Raw genomic sequence first — 18,378 nt, 5'->3', positions numbered from 1 at the left:
CCCCCTCATGGACAGCCTGCTCCGGCGTGCCCGCCAGGTGCTTTGCGTACTGAACAGGATTGGCGAATTCCTGCCCCCGCTGGGTCTGCGCCTGCTGCTGGCCTGGGAATTCTGGGAATCGGGCGTGGCCAAGTTCAGGGGCGAGAACTGGTTCGGCCAGATCCAGGATCAGTTTCCCTTTCCCTTCAACCTCATGCCACCCGACATCAGCTGGTTCCTCTCCACCTGGTTCGAGCTGCTGGGCGCCCTCGGCCTGGTGCTGGGGCTGGGTACCCGCTTCTTCAGCCTTGCGCTGATCATCCTGACCCTGGTGGCCTGGTATAGCGTGCATGCCGGCAACGGCTACAACGTCTGCAACAACGGCTACCAGTTGCCCCTGATGTATCTGATCATGTTCCTGCCGCTGCTGTTCAGCGGCCCCGGCAAGCTCAGTCTGGATGCCTGGCTCGCCCGCCGCTACGGTCTGCGCGCCGACTGCGCCTGAACATGGCGCCGCTCAGCCGCGGCGCTGACGCTGGGCGCGGATCCGCAGGCGCAGGGCATTGAGCTTGATGAAGCCCTCCGCATCCTTCTGATCGTAGGCGCCGGCATCGTCCTCGAAGGTGGCGATGCTCTCGTCGAACAGGCTGTCGGTGTCGGACTTGCGGCCGACCACGATCACGTTGCCCTTGTAGAGCTTCAGGCGCACCACGCCGTTGACCGTGGCCTGGGAAGCGTCGATCATCGCCTGCAGCATCTCCCGCTCCGGCGACCACCAGTAACCGTTGTAGATCAGGGTGGCGTAACGGGGCATCAGTTCGTCCTTGAGGTGGGCCACTTCCCGATCCAGGGTCAGGGATTCCATGGCCCGATGGGCCCTGAGCAGGATGGTGCCGGCCGGCGTTTCGTAGCAGCCGCGGGACTTCATGCCCACGTAGCGGTTCTCCACGATGTCGTCACGACCGATGCCGTGCTCGCCGCCGATCCGGTTGAGGGTCTCCATGACCGTGGCCGGGCTCATGGCCTCGCCGTCGATGGCCACCACGTCCCCTTTCTCGAAGGTCAGCTCGATGTAGCGGGGTGCGTCTGGCGCCTGCTCGGGCGAGACGGTCCAGCGCCACATGTCTTCCTCGGGCTCGGCCCAGGGGTCTTCCAGAATCCCGCCCTCGTAGGAAATGTGCAGCAGGTTGGCGTCCATGGAATAGGGCGACTTCTTGCCCTGCTTGAAATCGACCGGGATGCCGTGCTGCTCGGCATAGGCCATGAGCTTCTCCCGGGAATTGAGATCCCATTCCCGCCAGGGCGCGATGATCCGGACCTCCGGCATCAGGGCATAGGCGCCCAGTTCGAAACGCACCTGGTCGTTGCCCTTGCCGGTGGCGCCGTGGGCGATGGCGTCGGCGCCGGTCTCGCGGGCGATTTCCACCAGCCGCCGGGCGATCAGTGGCCGGGCGATGGAGGTGCCCAGCAGGTATTCGCCCTCGTACACCGCATTGGCCCGGAACATGGGGAAGACGTAATCGCGGGCGAAGTCCTCGCGCAGATCCTCGATGTAGATCTCCTTCACGCCCAGCGCCTCGGCCTTGGCCCGGGCCGGCTCCACCTCCTCACCCTGGCCGATGTCGGCGGTGAAGGTGACCACTTCGCAGCCATAGGTGTCCTGCAGCCACTTGAGGATGATGGAGGTGTCCAGGCCACCGGAATAGGCCAGGACCACTTTCTTGATCTCGCTCATGGGTTCTCCGTCGCGTCGAATCGCTGCCCGGCGGGCCGGGAAAGAGCGGAATTATACCGATTTCGGAACCAAAATGGGCAGCACGAACGTGCCGGACTTACCCTTTCATGAGCGTGATCTCCACCCGCCGGTTGCGGTTGCGACCGGCCTGGGTGCGGTTGCTGAACTTCACGTCTTTCTCGTGGTGGGGTACGACCCGGAACAGCGCCGCCGGCAAGCCCTTGCCGATCAGGTAATCACGCACCGCCTCGGCCCGCTTGCGCGCCACCTTGAGGTTGATGCGGGCAAAGCCCTTGCTGTCGGTCCAGCCGTCGATGCGGATCCGCTTCACGGAAGGGTCGATTTGCAGGTATTCGGCGATCTGATCCAGACGCGCGCGCATGCCCGCATCGAGCGAGGTCTGGCCGAAGGCATACTGGAAGACGGTGTGACGCACGTCGTCGAAATCGTACCCCAGCAGGTTCTGTTCGCAATGCTGGAAACGCGACCAGGCCTCGCCGAAGCGCAGGCTGGTCAGGCGCAGCTCGACGATGTCGCTGCCATCGGCCCAGTCCCGGTAGCGCAGGACAGGGATCATGCCGGTCTCCAGCTCGGCCAGCAGCCGCCGGGCCCAGCCGTTGTTGAGATAGAAGGGGGTCTTGCCAGGCACCACCGGCACCGTGCCCAGATTGCGGGGATGGGTGAAGTGCTTCCATTCCGGCGGCAACGACATCAGCCGGGCCGTACCGCCCGCCTTGGGCCCCCGCAGGACCTGGATCCGGAAGATCAGCCCGTGCTTGGGACGGCGCAGAAAATCCGCCTGGCCGAACCCCGGGATCACGTGGGTGAGCACACACTGCAACCGATCCCCGTCACTGGCCCAACCGGCCGTATCCAGCGGCGCGTGGATATAGCGATAGTCTGCCCGCAGCGGCAGGGCCACGGCCAGCAGGGCGGCGAAAAGCGACAGTTTTCCATTCATGCCCGGAAAAATGCAACGGCCGTGCCAGATTGGCTTCGATTCAAACGGGTTGCAAATAACGCGGAGGGCGCAGAGACGCCGAGTTCACAGAGGATTTTCGAATTTATCGATCCTTGATGGATGGGCAATCGTTGCGCTCAAAATCCATCACTACTCTGCGCTCTCTGCGTCTCTGCGCCCTCCGCGTTTCTTCCACCGAGCCCCGCTATTTGTTCTTGCGCCGTTCGGCGCGGCGCAGGCGGGAGGCGAGGCGGCGGGCCAGGTCGCCGAACAGTTCGGTCTGGGTGGGGTGGGGGTGGATGGCGTGGCCGACCTGTTCCAGGGTCATCTCGCCGGCGACCATCATCACGCCCTCGCCGATCAGGGTGTCGGCGTGGTCGGCGAGGAAGTGGACGCCGATCACCCGGTGGCTGGCCTTGTCGGCCACCAGCTTGATCAGGCCCTGGGTCTCGCCGGTGATCATGGCCTTGGCATCGATGCTCATGGGCACCTTGATCTCGGCGGCGTCGATGCCGCGGGCCTTGGCCTGATCCAGGGAGAGGCCCACGAAGGCGGCCTCGGGACGGGTGAAGATCACGCCCGAGTCCTTGGTTTCGTCGTAGGTCATGTCCTCGCCGGCGATGGTGGCGGCCGCGACACGGCCCTGCTGGCCGGCGGTGTGGGCCAGCATCAGGCCGCCGATCACGTCGCCCACGGCGAAGATGTGGGGCACCGAGGTGCGGCAGCGCGCGTCGGCCTTGATCACGCCGTTCTCCACGGCCACGCCGGCCTTGTCGAGCTTCAGGGGCTCGAGCACCGGACGCTTGCCGGTGGCCATCAGCACGTAGTCGCAGGTGAAGCTGTGGCTCTTGCCGTCGGCACCTTCCCAGGTGAGCTTCATGGCGCCCGGCTCGCCCTTGATGCCGGTGACCCTGGCCGCCGTCTCGATGGTCAGGCGCGGATCGGCGTCGAGGATGGCCGTGAGCTGTTTGGCCACTTCCGGCTCCACTTCGGCCAGGATCCGATCCTGGCCTTCGAGCAGCAACACCTTGGTGCCGAAGTCCTGGAAGATCTGGGCCATCTCCACGCCGATGGCGCCGCCGCCGATGACGCCAAGGCGCTTGGGCGTCTCGGGCAGGTTCCAGACGGTGTCGGAGGTGAGCACGCCGCCCGATTCCAGGCCCTCGTGGGCGCCGGGGATGTGCGGCACGAAGGGCGGCGCGCCGGTGGCGATCACCGCCACGGCGAAGCTCACGGTGCGGCCCTCCTTGCCCTCGCCCGGCTGCGGACGGGTGAAGGGATCGGTCAGGTTTGCGCCGGTGTCGATGAACACGTGATGATCATCGACGAAGCTGGCGAAGCCCTGGATGACGTCGATCTTCACGCCCTTGTCGGTGTTCAGGGCCATCTTGCCGCGGGTCTCGAGTACCTCGCGGCGGTGTTTCTCGAGCTGCTGCCAGTCCAGCTTCGGCTTGTCGGTGCCCTTGATGCCGAGCAGCTTGTCGTGGGCACGGTCGCGAATGCGATCGGCCGCCGCCCGCCAGGCCTTGGAGGGAATGCAGCCACGCCACAGGCACTCGCCGCCGGGCAGGGGCGAGTCGTTGATCATGGCCACCTTGAAGCCGTGCTCCACCAGATCCCGGGCGCAGTCCTCGCCGCCGGGGCCGCCGCCGATGACCACCACGTCGTAGTCCCACTCGCCCTCGGGCAGGCTGAAGTCGAACTTCGCCGTCTTGGGCGCGGCGGTGGCCGCGGGGGCGCCTTCCAGCCAGGCCGGATTTTCCACCAGCTCGCGGAAGGTGTTCATGAACTTGGCGGCATCGGCGCCGTTGACGATGCGGTGATCCGCGGTGATGGTGACCGGCATGCCCTGCGGGCCGACCGTGGCGATGGCGAAGATGGCCGAGGTGCCCGGCGAGGGGATGGCGTCGAACTGGCTGACCCCCAGCATGCCCATGTTGGAGATGGTGAAGGTGGGGTTGGAGTATTCCTCGGGCTTGAGGCGGCGGGCGCGGGCGCGGTCCACCAGATCCTTCCAGTCGGCGGCCAGATCGGCCACGTCGCGGTTGACCACGTCGCGCAGCACCGGCACCACCAGCCCCATGCCCTCGGTCTCCACGGCGATGCCCACGTCCACCTGCTCGCGCTCGACGATCCGATCCTCGTGCTGGTAGACGGCGTTGATGATCGGATGCTTTTCGATGGCCAGGGCCGCGGCCTTGGCCAGGGTCACGGTGAGAGAGAAGCCCTTGGCCTTGGAAGCCTTTTTGAGCGCGTCGATGCCGATGTGCACGGTGACGTGGAACAGCGGCATGGAGAGGGAGTATTCCATGTTGTGGGCGACGGCCTTCTCCATGGGCGTCATGGGCCGGCCTTCGCCGGGCACCTGGTAGATCCGCTTGGTGGCGGTCTTTTGCACCTCGGAATTGAGCACGTCGGCGGCGACGATCAGCCCGCCCGGGCCGGAGCCGGTGATGCTGTTGAGATCGATGCCGTGGGCGCCGGCAAGCTGCCGGGCATAGGGCGTGGCGTTGGCGTGCCTGGGTCGCGGCGCGGGCGTGGCGCCCGCCGGCATGGCTGGCACGCGGGTCTTGGGTTTCTGGGTGCCGGCCGGCACCGGCTTGGCCTTCTCGGCGGGCTTCTCGGCCTCGGCCTTCGGCGCCGTGGTGCGGGTGGTGTCCATGACCTTGTCGGGACTGTCCACCAGGTAGCCGATGGGCTCGCCCACCGGCACGGTGGCGTCTTCGGGCACCAGGGGACCGGAGAGCCAGCCCTCGCGGAAGACCTCCACGTCCATCACCGCCTTGTCGGTCTCCACCTGGGCGACCACGTCGCCCCGCTCCACCCTGTCGCCGACGGCCTTCTCCCAGCTCACCAGAACGCCCTCGGTCATGGTATCGGAGAGCTGGGGCATCTTGATCACGTAGGCATCGGCAGGCACGTCGTCGGCCGGGGCTTCCGCTGCCGGGGCCGGCGCCGCTTCCGCCGTCTCCGGCGCCTTGGCCGGAGCCACGGCCACGCCGCCGCCCGGCGGGTTGGGCGCATCGGCCGGCAGCACCTCTTCGGGGGTGGCCACCAGGTAGGCGATGGGCTCCCCCACCGGGACCGTGCTGTCCACCGGCGCCAGCGGCCCGGAAAGATAGCCTTCGCGGAACACCTCCACGTCCATGATGGCCTTGTCGGTCTCCACCTGGGCGACCACGTCGCCGCGCTCGACCTTGTCGCCGATGTTCTTCTCCCAGCTCACCACGACCCCTTCGGTCATGGTGTCGGAGAGCTGGGGCATCTTGATGGTATAGGGTTCAGACATGTTGGCTTTCTTGTCATTGATGTAGGTCGGGCTTCAGCCCGACAGATTCGGCCCGGCCGGCCCGTGCACCGGCGTCAGATCCGGCCCATGACCTTGAGCGCGCCTTCGTACACGTCGTCGGCACTGGGAATGGCCGCCTTCTCCAGCCGCGCGTTGTAGGGCACCGGCACGTCGGCGGCATGGATGCGCACCGGCTGGGCATCGAGGGCGTAGAAGCATTCCTCGTTGACGGTGGCGATGATTTCCGAGCCCACGCCCACCGGTGCCTCGTCTTCCTCGGCCACCAGCACGCGGTGGGTCTTCTCCACCGACTTGCGGATGGTTTCGCGATCCAGGGGCTTGAGGGCGCGCAGATCGATGACCTCGGCGTCGATGCCGTCGGCCTCCAGGCGGCGGGCGGCCTCCAGGCACAGGTGCACACTGTAGTTGTAACCGATCAGGGTGATGTCGGTGCCTTCACGCACGATCTCGGCGCCTTCGAGCGGACGGAAGAACTCTTCCTCGGGAATGTCTTCCTTGAGGTTGTACATCTGCTCGTGCTCGATGATGATGACCGGGTCGTTGCAGCGCACGGCCGATTTGAGCATGCCGTAGGCATCCAGCGGCCCGCGCGGCGTGACCACGCGCAGACCGGAAGTGGACATGAACATCCGCGCCAGCCGCGCCGAGTGCTGGGCCGCGAGCTGGTGCGCGGTGCCGCCGGGGGTACGCATGACGATGGGACACTGCACGCGCCCGCCCGACATGTAGCGGATCTTGGCGGCGGCGTTGATCAGGGTGTCCAGGGCCAGCAGGGCGAAGTTGATGGACATGATCTCGATGATGGGCCGCATGCCCACCATCGAGGCGCCGATGCCGATCCCGGTGTAGGAGTTCTCGGAAATCGGCGTGTCGATGACCCGCTCGGGACCATACTTGTCGTACAGGCCCAGGGTGGCCTTGTAGGTGCCGCCGGCCACGCCGATGTCCTCGCCCATGGCGATGACCATGGGATCGTTGGCCATCTCTTCGTCGTGGGCGCGGCGGATCGCTTCCCAGTATGCTGTCTCTGCCATTGTCGAAACCTCTTATTGCTGCAGCGGGCCGATCCAGCGGGGATCGGGGTTGTCGTCGAGCACGTACTTGTCGAGGTCCTCGACACGCGGCTCCGGGCTCTCCTCGGCGAACTTGACGATATCGTTCTCGATCTCGTCGTCGATCTCCCGCTCCATGGCCTTGATGTCCTCGGGCGTGACGATGCCCGCCTCGATCAGGCGCCGGCTGTAGATCTTGATGGGGTCCCGCTTCTCCCACTCGGCCTCCTCTTCCTTGGTGCGGTAGCCCTTGGAGTCGGACATGGAATGGCCGCGGAAGCGGTAGGTCATGAACTCGATGAAATAGGGGCCCTTGCCGCTGCGCACGAAGTCGATGGCCTTCTCGGCGGCCTCCATGACGATGTCGATGTCCATGCCGTCGTGCTGGCTGGCTTCCATGTCGTAGGCGCAGACGCGCTTGTACTGATCCACCACGGCGGTGGTGCGCTCGATGCGCGTGCCGATGGCGTACTGGTTGTTCTCGCAGACGAACAGCACCGGCAGGTTCCAGACCTTGGCCATGTTCATGGTCTCATGGAAGGTACCCTGGTTGTTCGCGCCGTCGCCCAGGAAGCAGATGGCGATCTGATCGGTCCCCCTGTGCTTGCAACCCAGGGCCAGCCCGGCCGCCAGGGGGAAGGGCTGTCCCACCAGGGCGTAGCCGCCCATGAAGTTCACGCTCGGATCGAAGATGTGCATGGAACCGCCGCGCCCCCGGGACGAGCCGGTTTCCTTGCCGAACAGTTCGGCCATCACTTCGCGGGGCGGCGCGCCGGTCTTGATGGCGTGGATGTGGTCACGGTAGCCGGTGATCACGTAGTCGTTGTCGGTGCCGCGGCCCAGGCGGGCCTTCTCCAGCACACCGGTGGCCACCGCCTCCTGGCCCGAATACAGGTGCAGGAAGCCGCCGATCTTGCGCTCCATGTAGGCTTCGAAGGTGCGGTCCTCGAAGCGGCGGTAGAAAATCATCTCCCGCAGCAGGCGTTTCTTGTCTGCGTCGTTCATAGGGAACCTTTGTGGTATCTTCAGTGAGGAATTCGGCCCGGCCCGGGCGGTTTTCCCCGGTACCGCGAAATCAAAGGCGCGTATGATCGGGGTTTTGCCCGGCAAGGTCAAGAAAACGTCGTCGTCGGGCAACCCGGCGCCTCACGGCATCCCAATACAAACAACAACTTGCAGCCATTCCGCCGCCATCTGTGGCGGTTCCATGGAGACAGACAGGCCGGCATGTCACAGGAACTCATCCTCAACTGGTTGGGGCGCCTCAGCGAGAGTGTGGCGAGGCGGGATCTGGAGGCCCACATGGCGCTGGTCTCGGACAAGGTCCAGGTCTACGGCATCCCGGGCCAGCCCGTGATCGACTACCAGGGCTGGCGGCGCCGCCGGGACAACGAATTCCGCCAGAACCGCCTTGCCGAACTGCGCCACGAGAACGTGCGCATCAAGACCATCGGCCTGCGCCGGCTCGGTTTCGAGGTGGACGAAATCATGACCGCCCGCGACGGCCCGATCCTGCACCTGCGCAAGACCATCCTGCTGGAGGAGGAAGACGACGGCCAGTGGCGGGTGGTGGAGGAAACGGTGCACGACTGGCGCATCGAGAACGGAGATTCGACATGAACACGCGCAAGACCCGCATCGAACACGACAGCCTTGGCGAACTGGAGGTGCCGGCCGACGCCCTGTGGGGCGCCCAGACCCAGCGTGCGGTGGAAAACTTCCCCGTCAGCGGCCTGACCCTGCCGCCGGCCTTCCTGCGCGCCCTGGCCCTCGTCAAGTATGCCTGCGCCGAGGCCAACATCCGCCTCGGCCTGCTCGACACCGCCATCGGCAGCGCCATCCAGCAGGCCGCCGAAGCGGTGATGGCCGGCAACCACCTGGACCAGTTCCCGGTGGACGTGTTCCAGACCGGCTCCGGCACCTCCACCAACATGAACATGAACGAGGTACTGGCCCGCCTGGCCAGCGAGGCCAGCGGCCTGCCCATCCACCCCAACGATCACGTCAACATGAGCCAGAGCTCCAACGACGTGATCCCGACCACCATCCACGTCAGCGCCGCCTGCGAAATCGACACCGGCCTGCTCCCGGCCCTGCAGCATCTGGCCGGTACCCTCGACCGGCGCGCCGCCGAACTGGCCCACGTGGTCAAGACCGGCCGCACCCACCTCATGGACGCCATGCCCATCACCCTGGGCCAGGAACTGGGCGCCTGGCGGGATCAGATCCGCGACGACATCGCCCGCATCGAAGACGGCCTGCGACGGCTGGTCGCCATCCCCCAGGGCGGCACCGCGGTGGGCACCGGCATCAATGCCGATCCCGAATTCGGCCGCCTCGTGGCCCACGTACTTGCGGAGAAGACCGGCCTGCCCTTCCGCCCCATGGAAAACCCCTTCGTGGGCCTGGCCAGCCAAGACACCGCCGTGGAGATGAGCGGCCACCTCAAGACCCTGGCCACCAGCCTGATGAAGATCAGCAACGATCTGCGCTGGATGAACAGCGGGCCGCTGGCGGGCCTGGGCGAGATCGCCCTGCCGGTGCTGCAACCCGGCAGCTCCATCATGCCCGGCAAGGTCAATCCGGTGATCCCCGAAGCGGTGGCCATGGTCTGCGCCCAGGTCTTCGGCAACGACGCCACCATCGCCCTGGGGGGGCAGTCCGGCAACTTCCAGCTCAACGTGATGCTGCCGGTGATCGCCTACAACCTGCTCCAGTCCATCGACCTCCAGGCGCGGGCCAGCCGCCTGCTGGCCGATCGCGCCATCGCCGGCTTCGAGGTCAACACCGAGCGCCTGCGCGATGCCCTGGCACGCAACCCCATCCTGGTCACGGCCCTCAACCGCGTGATCGGCTACGAACGGGGCGCCGCCATCGCCAAGCGCGCCTACGCCGAGGGACGCCCCATCCTCGACGTGGCACTGGAGATGACCGATCTCTCTCGCGAGGAACTGGAAAAGCTGCTGGACCCGGCCCGCCTCACCGAAGGCGGCGTTCCGTCATAACGCCTTCGCAGTGGCTGACAACCTCCACTGGCCTACCTTAACAGGCTGTTGAAAAAGCCCATCCATGGGCTTTTTCAACCCGAGAACGGAAAACGCGGTTTCCCGTTCCCTCACATTTTCAATGGCTTGACGCCATTGAAAATGGCGATGCCTCCATGCATCGCACACAGGCTGTCGAAAAACGGCGTTTTTCAACAGCCTGTTAAAGAGAAATACTGCCGTTTCTTATGCGCCCAAAGCATGAAAAAACTACGGGTACCTTCCACAATCTGCTAGTGCATACTGGCTACCGCGTATGACATATTTTCAAATCCCCCTTCAAGCGCAAGAATTGGACCCAACGATTCCGGAAGCATTCCGAATCACACGCGCTTTTACAAGGAGGGACCCAGGCAATGCAGCTCATCGACGACCTCAAACAGCGAGCCGAACATGTCATTCGCAACAAAGAAAAAACCACCGGAGTCAGCGAAGCACTTCTGGAACATCGCCGCAGTGAAGTTACCGGGAGCCTCAACAAGATCCATGGCTATCTTGGCAACCTGATCGAGCAACTGCACCTTGTTCAGCCCCGCATTCTTACCCATATCGATTTCAACGGGGATTGCCGTATCGCCCCCTTGCAACAAAAGCGGTTCCGTCAATTCTTCGAACACACCTTTCATGAGGTCTCGCTGGGCATCACCTTTATCATGGAGTGCCATCAAGAAAGCCAGGTCTACCTCGAAAACAAAACCGAACTCGATGATCTGATTGCCAGGCTGCAACATTTCGGCTTGGACGTGCAGACTTCGGAATCCGACACTCTGCGGGTCGAAGGCCAGTTTTCGGCCAACCTCCTGTTCCGTTCCAATTTCAACGAGCATTTGTTGTCGTTAACCATCAACAATGTAGAAACCACGCGCCCTATACAATTCGCCTTGCAACCGGAAATCATCACGGACGAACTGCTCGATGAAATGGGCAACTTTATTCTGCGCAAGGAGAACCATTTCATCGAGCAGCTTGAACACTTCCGGCTCCCTTCGGAACAAACCTCATCGGATTCACCGGAAGTATCGACGCTTACCGAATTGGTGCAACCTCCGCGCCTGCGTTCCTTCACAGTATCGCGCAAGCAACTGTTCCTGACCTATCGAGAAAACCTGAAAGAAATTACGTCAGGCAATGATGGCATCGTACTCGGCCGCAGCAATCACTGTGATCTGACCATTCCCTCTGACTTGGCCTCACGGGAACATGCCCGCATCGTTTTCCGTCGTGGTCGATTCGTGATTGCGGATCACAGCACGAATGGCACTTTCATCAAACACCAGGGGAATCGGGAAGTCTACATCCACGGAGAAGATTACCCGCTCTCCGGCACCGGCTTCATCAGCCTGGGCGAATCAACCACTATCGATAACGAGCATCTCATCTACTTTTCCTGTCAGTAGCAGCGGCAGCAGGACGAACCTGCCGATTCGCGGTATGATCCGGTCTCACAAATTCGAGAAAGCCGGAACATGCTCCAACGCACCTATGTCTGGTCCGCCCCTCTGCGTCTGAGCCACTGGCTGCTGGCGGTGTCGCTGACCGGCCTGTGGCTGAGCGGCTGGCTGATGCAGCATGCGCCCGGTCTGCATCTCGCCAGCCGGGACGCGCACCTGATGCTGGCCTGGCTGCTGATCCCGGCTCTGGCCCTGCGTCTGGTGCTGCTGTTCACCGGCAAGGGCAGTGCCGCCGGCTGGCGGGATCTGCTGCCACGCTGGCAGGGCCTGCGTGACACCCTGCGCTTCTACGTAACGCTGGGGCAACTGCCCCTGCCCCGCTGGTATGCCCACAATCCGCTGTGGGCGCCACTCTACCTGCTTCTGTTCCTCGTTCTGCTGGCCCAGATCGGCAGCGGCATTCTCCTGTGGCAGGATCGCTTTCCCGGCGGCCACGATCCCATGACCCTGCATGCTCCCCTGGCAACGGCCATCGGCGGCTTTCTGATCCTGCACGTGCTGGCGGTGCTGGTGCACGACTGGCGCAGCGGCAATTCGGACGTTTCGGCCATGCTCCACGGCTACCGGATCTTCCGCATCGAAAAGCCCGCCATCCCCGGCGAACAGGTGATTTCCCTCGCCGGTCTGCGCCGCCAGGAAAACCGGAATGGGCACGACTGACACCCGCATCCGCTGCCCCTGGTGTGGCACCGATCCGCTCTATGTGCGCTATCACGACGAGGAATGGGGTGTTCCCCTGCACGATGACCGGCGTCTGTTCGAGTTCCTGATCCTGGAAGGCGCCCAGGCCGGCCTGAGCTGGCTGACCATCCTGCGCAAGCGGGAGGCTTTCCGCCGCGCCTTCGCCGGCTTCGACATGGAGCAGGTTGCCCGTTTCGACCGCCGCCGCATCGAACGGCTGCTGGGCGATCCCGGGATCGTGCGCAACCGCCTCAAGATCGAATCGGCCGTCAACAACGCCCGTTGCGCGCTGGCCCTGCGGGACGAATTCGGCTCGCTGGATGCCGCCCTGTGGCGCTTTACCGAGGGCCGGGTCGTCCACCACCGCTGGCGGCGCCAGGCAGAGGTACCCTCCACCTCGCCCGAGGCCAAGGCCATGAGCCGGGATCTGAAAGCCCGCGGTTTCCGCTTCGTCGGCCCCACCATCTGCCATGCCTTCATGCAGGCCACCGGCATGATCAATGATCACCTCACAAGCTGTTACCGCCATGCCCAGCTCGCCGGCACCTGAAACGAGGACGCTTGACCCCGATCAGGGCACTTGCCCTGCCCGTTTGCCAAAATCCATCATTTCGCCCATGCCCCTCCCTGTCCACCATCCAAGGAGAAAACCCGCTTGACCTGGCTGCCACGACTGCGACGCTTCCTGAATCTCGAGCCGGAACCCGTGAGCCGGGCAGAGAAACTGGTTTCGACCCTGGGCGGCATCATCGGCATCTTCCTGGTAGCCGAGATCAGCTACAGTGTCACCGGCGCCCAGGGGGCGGTTCTCATCGTGCCCTCCATGGGTGCCTCCGCCGTGCTGCTGTTTGCCGTGCCCCACGGGCGGCTGTCCCAGCCCTGGGCATTGATCGGCGGCCATCTGTCTTCGGCGGTGGTCGGTGTCACCTGCCAGATGCTGGTGCCCGAACCCTTTCTCGCCGCCGGCCTCGCCGTGGGCCTGGCCATCGGCGTGATGCACGTGCTCGGCTGCATCCATCCGCCCGGCGGGGCCACGGCCCTGGCCGCGGTCATCGGCGGGCCGGCCATCCACCAGCTCGGCTATGGCTACGTGCTCAGCCCCATCCTGATCAACACCGCGGTGATCTTCACCGTGGCCATCGTCTTCAACAGCCTGTTTCCCTGGCGCCGCTATCCGGTCAGCCTGATGCGCTTCACCGACTCACCGCCGAAAGGGCGCGCGCCCACCGCACCGGCCATCGACCGCCGGCACATCGAACAGGCCCTTGCCGACATGGATCTCATCGTGGATCTGACCACCGAGGATCTCCAGCGCCTGTTCACCCTGGCCATGGAACACGCGGAACGCCAGCGCCTCACGCCCGAACAGATCCGGCTCGGTCACTACTACACCAACGGCAGGCACGGCGCCGACTGGTCCGTGCGCCAGATCATCGACGAGGAACGCCGTGACGATCCCGCACGCGAAATGGTCATCTACCGCGTGGTCGAAGGCCCGGGCCAGGGCATGGCCGACAGCTGCACCCGGGCCGAATTCGCCCGCTGGGCGGCAAGAGAGGTCTTTCCCAATGCGCCATGAGGCTTCGATAAAGTGACGGGAAGAGAACACGGAGGGCACGGAGACACGGAGGACACAGAGAGATTTTGAAGGCACACGGCGCATGACCTGGTTGGATTGCCATTCACCTGACATCACCCACAAAACGCCGAGTTCTCTGAGCCCTCCGTGTTCCCTACACCGCATCCAACCCATGGCATAATCAGCAACATGAGCGACGAAATCACCCTGATCCGCCCTGACGACTGGCACCTGCACGTACGCGACGGTGCGGCCCTTTTCTCCGTGGTCCCCGACACCGCGCGCCGCTTCGGCCGGGCCATCATCATGCCCAACCTGCGCCCGCCGGTCACCACCGTGGCCCAGGCCGAAGCCTATGCAGGACGGATCCGGGAAGCGGTGCCGGCCGGCGTGGCCTTCGAACCGCTGATGACGCTGTACCTCACCGACAACACCCGCCCCGAGGAGATCGAACGGGCCGTGGCCTCTCCCCGTGTCCATGCGGTGAAATACTATCCCGCCGGCGCCACCACCAACTCGGACGCCGGCGTCACCGATCTGGCCCACACCTTCGACACTCTCGCCGTGATGGAAGACCACGGCCTGCCACTGCTGATCCACGGCGAGGTCACCGATCCGGCCGTGGACGTCTTCGACCGCGAAGCGGTGTTCATCGACACGGTCCTGATCCCGCTGCTGCAACGCTTCCCCAGGCTGCGGGTGGTGCTGGAACACATCACCACCCGCCAGGCGGTGGAATTCCTGCAGGCCACCGAGGATCACATCGCCGCCACCATCACCCCCCATCACCTGCTGCTGAACCGCAATGCCCTGTTCACCGGCGGCATCCGTCCCCATCATTACTGCCTGCCGGTGCTCAAGCGGGAAGCGCACCGCCAGACCCTGCTCGAGGCCGCCACGTCCGGCAATCCGAAATTCTTTCTCGGCACCGACAGCGCGCCCCACGCCCGCGCCGCCAAGGAATCGGCCTGCGGCTGCGCCGGCATCTACAGCGCCCATGCCGCCATCGAACTGTATGCGGAAGCCTTCGCCGAGGCGGGCGCCCTGGACCACCTGGAAGGCTTCGCCAGCCGCCACGGCCCGGCCTTCTACGGCCTGCCACACAACACGGAAATGATTACCCTGCGCCGGGAACCCTGGACGGTTCCCGAGCGTCTGCCCTTCGGCGAAGAGGAACTGGTGCCCCTGAGGGCCGGAGAAACGGTGGGCTGGCAACTGGTCTGACCGACAAGATAGTCGTTCCGAAATATCGATCCCTCCTCGCTACAGGCGCTACAGGCACGAAGCCCTCATGGCCGGAAGGGCGTTGTGTGACCTTCGGCCGCAGGGACGATGTGCAGGACGCACAAGTGTCGCGAGAGGGCAGGATGCCCAAAGCGACAGCGGGCCGCAGAGCCTACATGGATGTATTCACGGCGTGTCACGTAACGCCCTTCCGGCCATGAGGGCGGTTGTCCGGGTCAGGTGGCCAGCAACAAAATGACGCCTATTTCGGAACAGCTATCAAGGCAACGAAAAATATCCCGCTCGGCTCAGGCGCAGTAAAAATGCCGGCTTCGCCGCGCTTAGCAGGCTGTTGAAAAAGCCCATCCATGGGCTTTTTCAACCCGGATGTTGCGCCGGGGGTTCAGTACACGACCGTCACCCCATAACCCCGCTCGCGCAACTGTTCGAGAATCCCCTCCTCGCCCGGCAGATGCAGCGCGCCCACGGCGATGAACACCGCCCCCTCGGCCAGTTTCGGCGCCATGCGCTCGACCATGCGCCGATTGCGCCGGATCACCACCTCCCGTTCGAACGCCTTCACCATGTCCGGATCCTCGCCGGTCATGGCCTCGGCGCTGAGGCGCTCGAGGGCCGCGAGATCCCGTGCCAGCCAGGCACGGATCAGCTTTTCCACCATCTGCCCGAGCCGCGGATACTGGCGGATGGCGCTGCGCAGCATGGCCACCTGCTGGGCCGGGGAAAGGGCTTCCAGCGCCCCCAGCTGTTCCCCGGTCGTCTCCAGACCGCATAGTGCCTTGCCGGCAGCGGCGGCCTGCCGGTAGAGCTGCAGGTCCAACACCGGCTCGGCCATGCGCGGCTGACTCAGCAGGGTCGCCACCGCCCAGGGTTTCATCCGCTCGAGCACCATCTCCGGCATCCCCAGTTCCGCCGACACGGCGAGCAGCGCCGCCCAGGTCTGCGCATCGAGCCGCTCGCGCAGCGACTCCCCTGCCGGCAGCAGCATGGCCTGGGACAGGCCCGCCAGACTGGCCATGTCGAGCCGAACTTCGGCGCAGAAGGTGCGGGACGCGTCGAAGGCCTCCCGGATCGGCGCCGGGAGCGCCAGCACCCGCGGATCGCCCACATGGATGGTTCCGAGCAGATAACTCACATGGCCCCGCCCATCGTCGATGCGCCACAGCAGGCCCTGCTGCGGACCGGCCAGCGCCTGTGACGACACGGTCACCCACAACAGCAGAACGATTCGCTGCCGCCAATGGCCCGTCCAGGTTCCTTTCACGATATTCCCGTTCTCCCCGTTACTGATCACACCGTAGCAGAACCCCCGGGTGACCTCCATGCCCCTCCCGCATGGAAATCGCAATCCCTCGCGGCATCCGGTATGCTTGCGACCCCATGAACGAGACGAGTCAACGCAAGATCGCCGAGCGTTTCCGCGGTTTTCTGCCGGTGGTGGTGGACGTGGAAACCGCCGGCTTCAACCCCGATACCAACGCCCTGCTGGAAATCGCCGCCATCCCGGTGGAATACGACGACACGGGCCGGCTGGTACGGGGGCCGACCATCGCCACCCACGTGGAGCCCTTTCCCGATTCGGTGCTCGACCCCCGCGCCCTGGAATTCACCGGCATCGATCCTTACAACCCCTTTCGCCTGGCCAAGCCCGAAGCCGACGCCCTGCGCCACATCTTCGAACCCATCGAGGCGCGGCTGAAGGAAACCGGCTGCAGCCGCGCCATTCTGGTCGGCCACAATCCCTTTTTCGATCTGGGCTTCATCAAATCCGCCGTGCGCCGCTGCGGCTTCAAGAAAATGCCCTTCCATCAATTCTCCAGCTTCGATACGGCCACCCTGGGCGGCCTGGCCTTCGGCCAGACCGTGCTGGCCAAGGCGGTCCAGGCGGCCGGCATCCCGTGGCGGGATTCGGAAGCCCATTCGGCGGTCTACGATGCCGAGCGGACCGCCGATCTGTTCTGCCACATCGTCAATCTGTGGGACAGCACCCCCCACGCGCCGGCTCCCACCGGCTCACAGACATGAAAAAAACCCGGCAGAGCCGGGTTTTTTCATGTCGCGACAACCGTCGGGCTTCAGGATTCACTGCCCTCGGAACGGCCGCGGGAGACTGCTTCCTGCACCATCCGCTGCAGCTCACCCTTTTGGTACATCTCGAGGGTGATGTCACATCCGCCGATCAGTTCGCCATTGATATAGATCTGGGGAAAGGTCGGCCAATTGGCATAGCGGGGCAGGTTCTCGAAGATCTCCGGATCCGCCAGCACGTTCACATGGGCGAACTCCTGACCACAGGCCATCAGCGCCTGGGCCGCGCGGCTGGAGAAACCGCACATGGGCATCTGCGGGGTGCCCTTCATGAAAATGACGACCGGGTTGTTCTTCACGGTCTGATCGATGCGTTCCATTACGTCCATATTGCATACCTCTACGATAATTCAGGAAAAGCCGGAATCTGTTGCTGAAGAGATTCTACGCGATGGCACCCTTCTTTACCATACTATTTTGCTATGTTATTAAACATGCACTATTCTTGCGGCAAGGATGCCCGATTCGCGAAACACGATTTACCTGGATTTTTCCGGATTGATTGTTATAATTTCCAAAGGTTCAATAGCTTACAGCATATTTTTCACGAACAATATCAAGAAATGGCTGCCTGAGCCCGGCTGTATGGCAGAAACATTTCAACAAAAACAATCACTTGACACCATCAGGGTTCAATCCCTGCCGAATCAATAACGACAACGATGGAGCTTGGCATGTCGAAAAACGTCCTCCCGCTGGCCGCCGCCGCCCTGCTTTTCACCAGCTATTCCGCTCATTCCGAAGGCCTCTATCTGGGGATTTCCGTTGGCGACAGCAATTTTCAGCAGCCCGGAAACACCTTCCACGGTCTTACCGCCACCGGCCAGCTCGGGTACCGGATTGCCTCCTTCCTCGACATCGAAGCCCGCCTTGCCGCTTCCAGCGGGGATACCGTCAACAACTACGAATACCAGCTCCTCTACATGGGCAGCGCTTTTGCCAAACTCAACTGGCAACCCATGAAATCCAAACACTTCGAAATCTACGGCATGGTTGGCAGCAGTTACCTTCAGTTGCGAACGGGCCCTAGTGGCGCAACCACCGATGACAGTGATACTTCCGTCTCCTACGGGTTTGGCATCGCTTTGTTCGGAAATGAAAATTCGGCACTCAGCCTGGAGTGGGTACGCTACGGTGACAGTAAAATCAATAATACGGAATATACTCTGGACAACCTGAGTATTGGTTATGTTCATCATTTCTGAATTAATTTTTTTCAGTCTTTGCCGATAGATTTCAATAATCCACCAGGATGC

At 63.8% G+C, this 18,378-nt stretch carries 17 protein-coding genes; 10 read left to right on the top strand and 7 right to left on the bottom strand.

What is annotated here, in order from left to right; translation table 11 throughout:
* The first annotated feature begins 7 nt into the window (after positions 1–7).
* Positions 8–484 carry an HvfX family Cu-binding RiPP maturation protein gene (locus ACZ5BH_RS10155; protein WP_464889147.1) on the top strand — a complete coding sequence of 159 codons (477 nt, stop codon included), beginning with the start codon at positions 8–10 and terminating at the stop codon, positions 482–484.
* A 12-nt stretch (positions 485–496) separates the two neighbouring features.
* Here the strand turns inward: ACZ5BH_RS10155 and ACZ5BH_RS10150 are convergent, their stop codons facing one another.
* From ACZ5BH_RS10150 to pdhA, 5 genes are all read right to left on the bottom strand, one after another.
* Positions 497–1,714 carry an argininosuccinate synthase gene (locus tag ACZ5BH_RS10150; protein ID WP_464889146.1) on the bottom strand — a complete coding sequence of 406 codons (1,218 nt, stop codon included), beginning with the start codon at positions 1,712–1,714 and terminating at the stop codon, positions 497–499.
* A 97-nt stretch (positions 1,715–1,811) separates the two neighbouring features.
* Entirely contained in the window at positions 1,812–2,675 is an 864-nt protein-coding gene (locus ACZ5BH_RS10145; protein WP_464889145.1) for a flagellar protein MotY, read from the bottom strand.
* A gap of 205 nt (positions 2,676–2,880) precedes the next feature.
* Complete coding sequence (locus tag ACZ5BH_RS10140) at positions 2,881–5,964, bottom strand: FAD-dependent oxidoreductase (protein ID WP_464889144.1); 3,084 nt, start codon at positions 5,962–5,964, stop codon at positions 2,881–2,883.
* Between the two features lie 74 nt (positions 5,965–6,038).
* Positions 6,039–7,019: an alpha-ketoacid dehydrogenase subunit beta gene (locus ACZ5BH_RS10135; protein WP_464889143.1), complete on the bottom strand. Its 981-nt coding sequence runs from the start codon at positions 7,017–7,019 to the stop codon at positions 6,039–6,041.
* A 12-nt stretch (positions 7,020–7,031) separates the two neighbouring features.
* The gene (pdhA, locus tag ACZ5BH_RS10130) at positions 7,032–8,042 is read right to left on the bottom strand and encodes a pyruvate dehydrogenase (acetyl-transferring) E1 component subunit alpha (protein ID WP_464889142.1); all 1,011 of its coding nucleotides are present in this window, start codon (positions 8,040–8,042) and stop codon (positions 7,032–7,034) included.
* Positions 8,043–8,264: 222 nt separating this feature from the next.
* Between pdhA and ACZ5BH_RS10125 the strand changes: the two genes are divergently transcribed.
* From ACZ5BH_RS10125 to pyrC, 7 genes are all read left to right on the top strand, one after another.
* Complete coding sequence (locus ACZ5BH_RS10125) at positions 8,265–8,657, top strand: Cif family virulence factor (RefSeq protein WP_464889141.1); 393 nt, start codon at positions 8,265–8,267, stop codon at positions 8,655–8,657.
* Complete coding sequence (locus tag ACZ5BH_RS10120) at positions 8,654–10,042, top strand: class II fumarate hydratase (RefSeq protein WP_464889140.1); 1,389 nt, start codon at positions 8,654–8,656, stop codon at positions 10,040–10,042. Before ACZ5BH_RS10125 ends, ACZ5BH_RS10120 begins: the two co-directional genes overlap by 4 nt.
* Positions 10,043–10,437: 395 nt before the next feature.
* On the top strand, positions 10,438–11,478 hold the full coding sequence (locus ACZ5BH_RS10115; RefSeq protein ID WP_464889139.1) for an FHA domain-containing protein: 1,041 nt from the start codon (positions 10,438–10,440) through the stop codon (positions 11,476–11,478).
* A 69-nt stretch (positions 11,479–11,547) separates the two neighbouring features.
* A complete protein-coding gene (locus ACZ5BH_RS10110) occupies positions 11,548–12,192 on the top strand; it encodes a cytochrome b/b6 domain-containing protein (protein WP_464889138.1) in 645 nt (214 codons plus the stop codon).
* A complete protein-coding gene (locus tag ACZ5BH_RS10105) occupies positions 12,179–12,763 on the top strand; it encodes a DNA-3-methyladenine glycosylase I (protein WP_464889137.1) in 585 nt (194 codons plus the stop codon). The genes ACZ5BH_RS10110 and ACZ5BH_RS10105 overlap by 14 nt, the downstream gene beginning before the upstream one ends.
* Before the next feature lie 105 nt (positions 12,764–12,868).
* On the top strand, positions 12,869–13,792 hold the full coding sequence (locus ACZ5BH_RS10100) for an HPP family protein (RefSeq protein WP_464889136.1): 924 nt from the start codon (positions 12,869–12,871) through the stop codon (positions 13,790–13,792).
* 189 nt (positions 13,793–13,981) lie between these two features.
* Positions 13,982–15,016, top strand: coding sequence for a dihydroorotase (gene pyrC, locus ACZ5BH_RS10095; protein WP_464889135.1), 1,035 nt, complete (start codon positions 13,982–13,984; stop codon positions 15,014–15,016).
* Between the two features lie 403 nt (positions 15,017–15,419).
* Here the strand turns inward: pyrC and ACZ5BH_RS10090 are convergent, their stop codons facing one another.
* The gene (locus ACZ5BH_RS10090; RefSeq protein WP_464889134.1) at positions 15,420–16,298 is read right to left on the bottom strand and encodes a TraB/GumN family protein; all 879 of its coding nucleotides are present in this window, start codon (positions 16,296–16,298) and stop codon (positions 15,420–15,422) included.
* Between the two features lie 116 nt (positions 16,299–16,414).
* On the opposite strand from ACZ5BH_RS10090, the gene rnt reads away from it, so the two are divergent.
* Positions 16,415–17,059: a ribonuclease T gene (gene rnt / locus ACZ5BH_RS10085; RefSeq protein ID WP_464889133.1), complete on the top strand. Its 645-nt coding sequence runs from the start codon at positions 16,415–16,417 to the stop codon at positions 17,057–17,059.
* Between the two features lie 50 nt (positions 17,060–17,109).
* Here the strand turns inward: rnt and grxD are convergent, their stop codons facing one another.
* Entirely contained in the window at positions 17,110–17,451 is a 342-nt protein-coding gene (gene grxD, locus ACZ5BH_RS10080; protein ID WP_464889132.1) for a Grx4 family monothiol glutaredoxin, read from the bottom strand.
* Between the two features lie 345 nt (positions 17,452–17,796).
* On the opposite strand from grxD, the gene ACZ5BH_RS10075 reads away from it, so the two are divergent.
* Positions 17,797–18,327 carry an outer membrane beta-barrel protein gene (locus tag ACZ5BH_RS10075; protein WP_464889131.1) on the top strand — a complete coding sequence of 177 codons (531 nt, stop codon included), beginning with the start codon at positions 17,797–17,799 and terminating at the stop codon, positions 18,325–18,327.
* Positions 18,328–18,378 lie beyond the last annotated feature (51 nt).

The organism is Thioprofundum lithotrophicum (assembly GCF_055387065.1).
The sequence above is the reverse complement of the archived record's forward strand: the minus strand, read 5'-3'. Positions and strand labels throughout refer to the sequence as shown.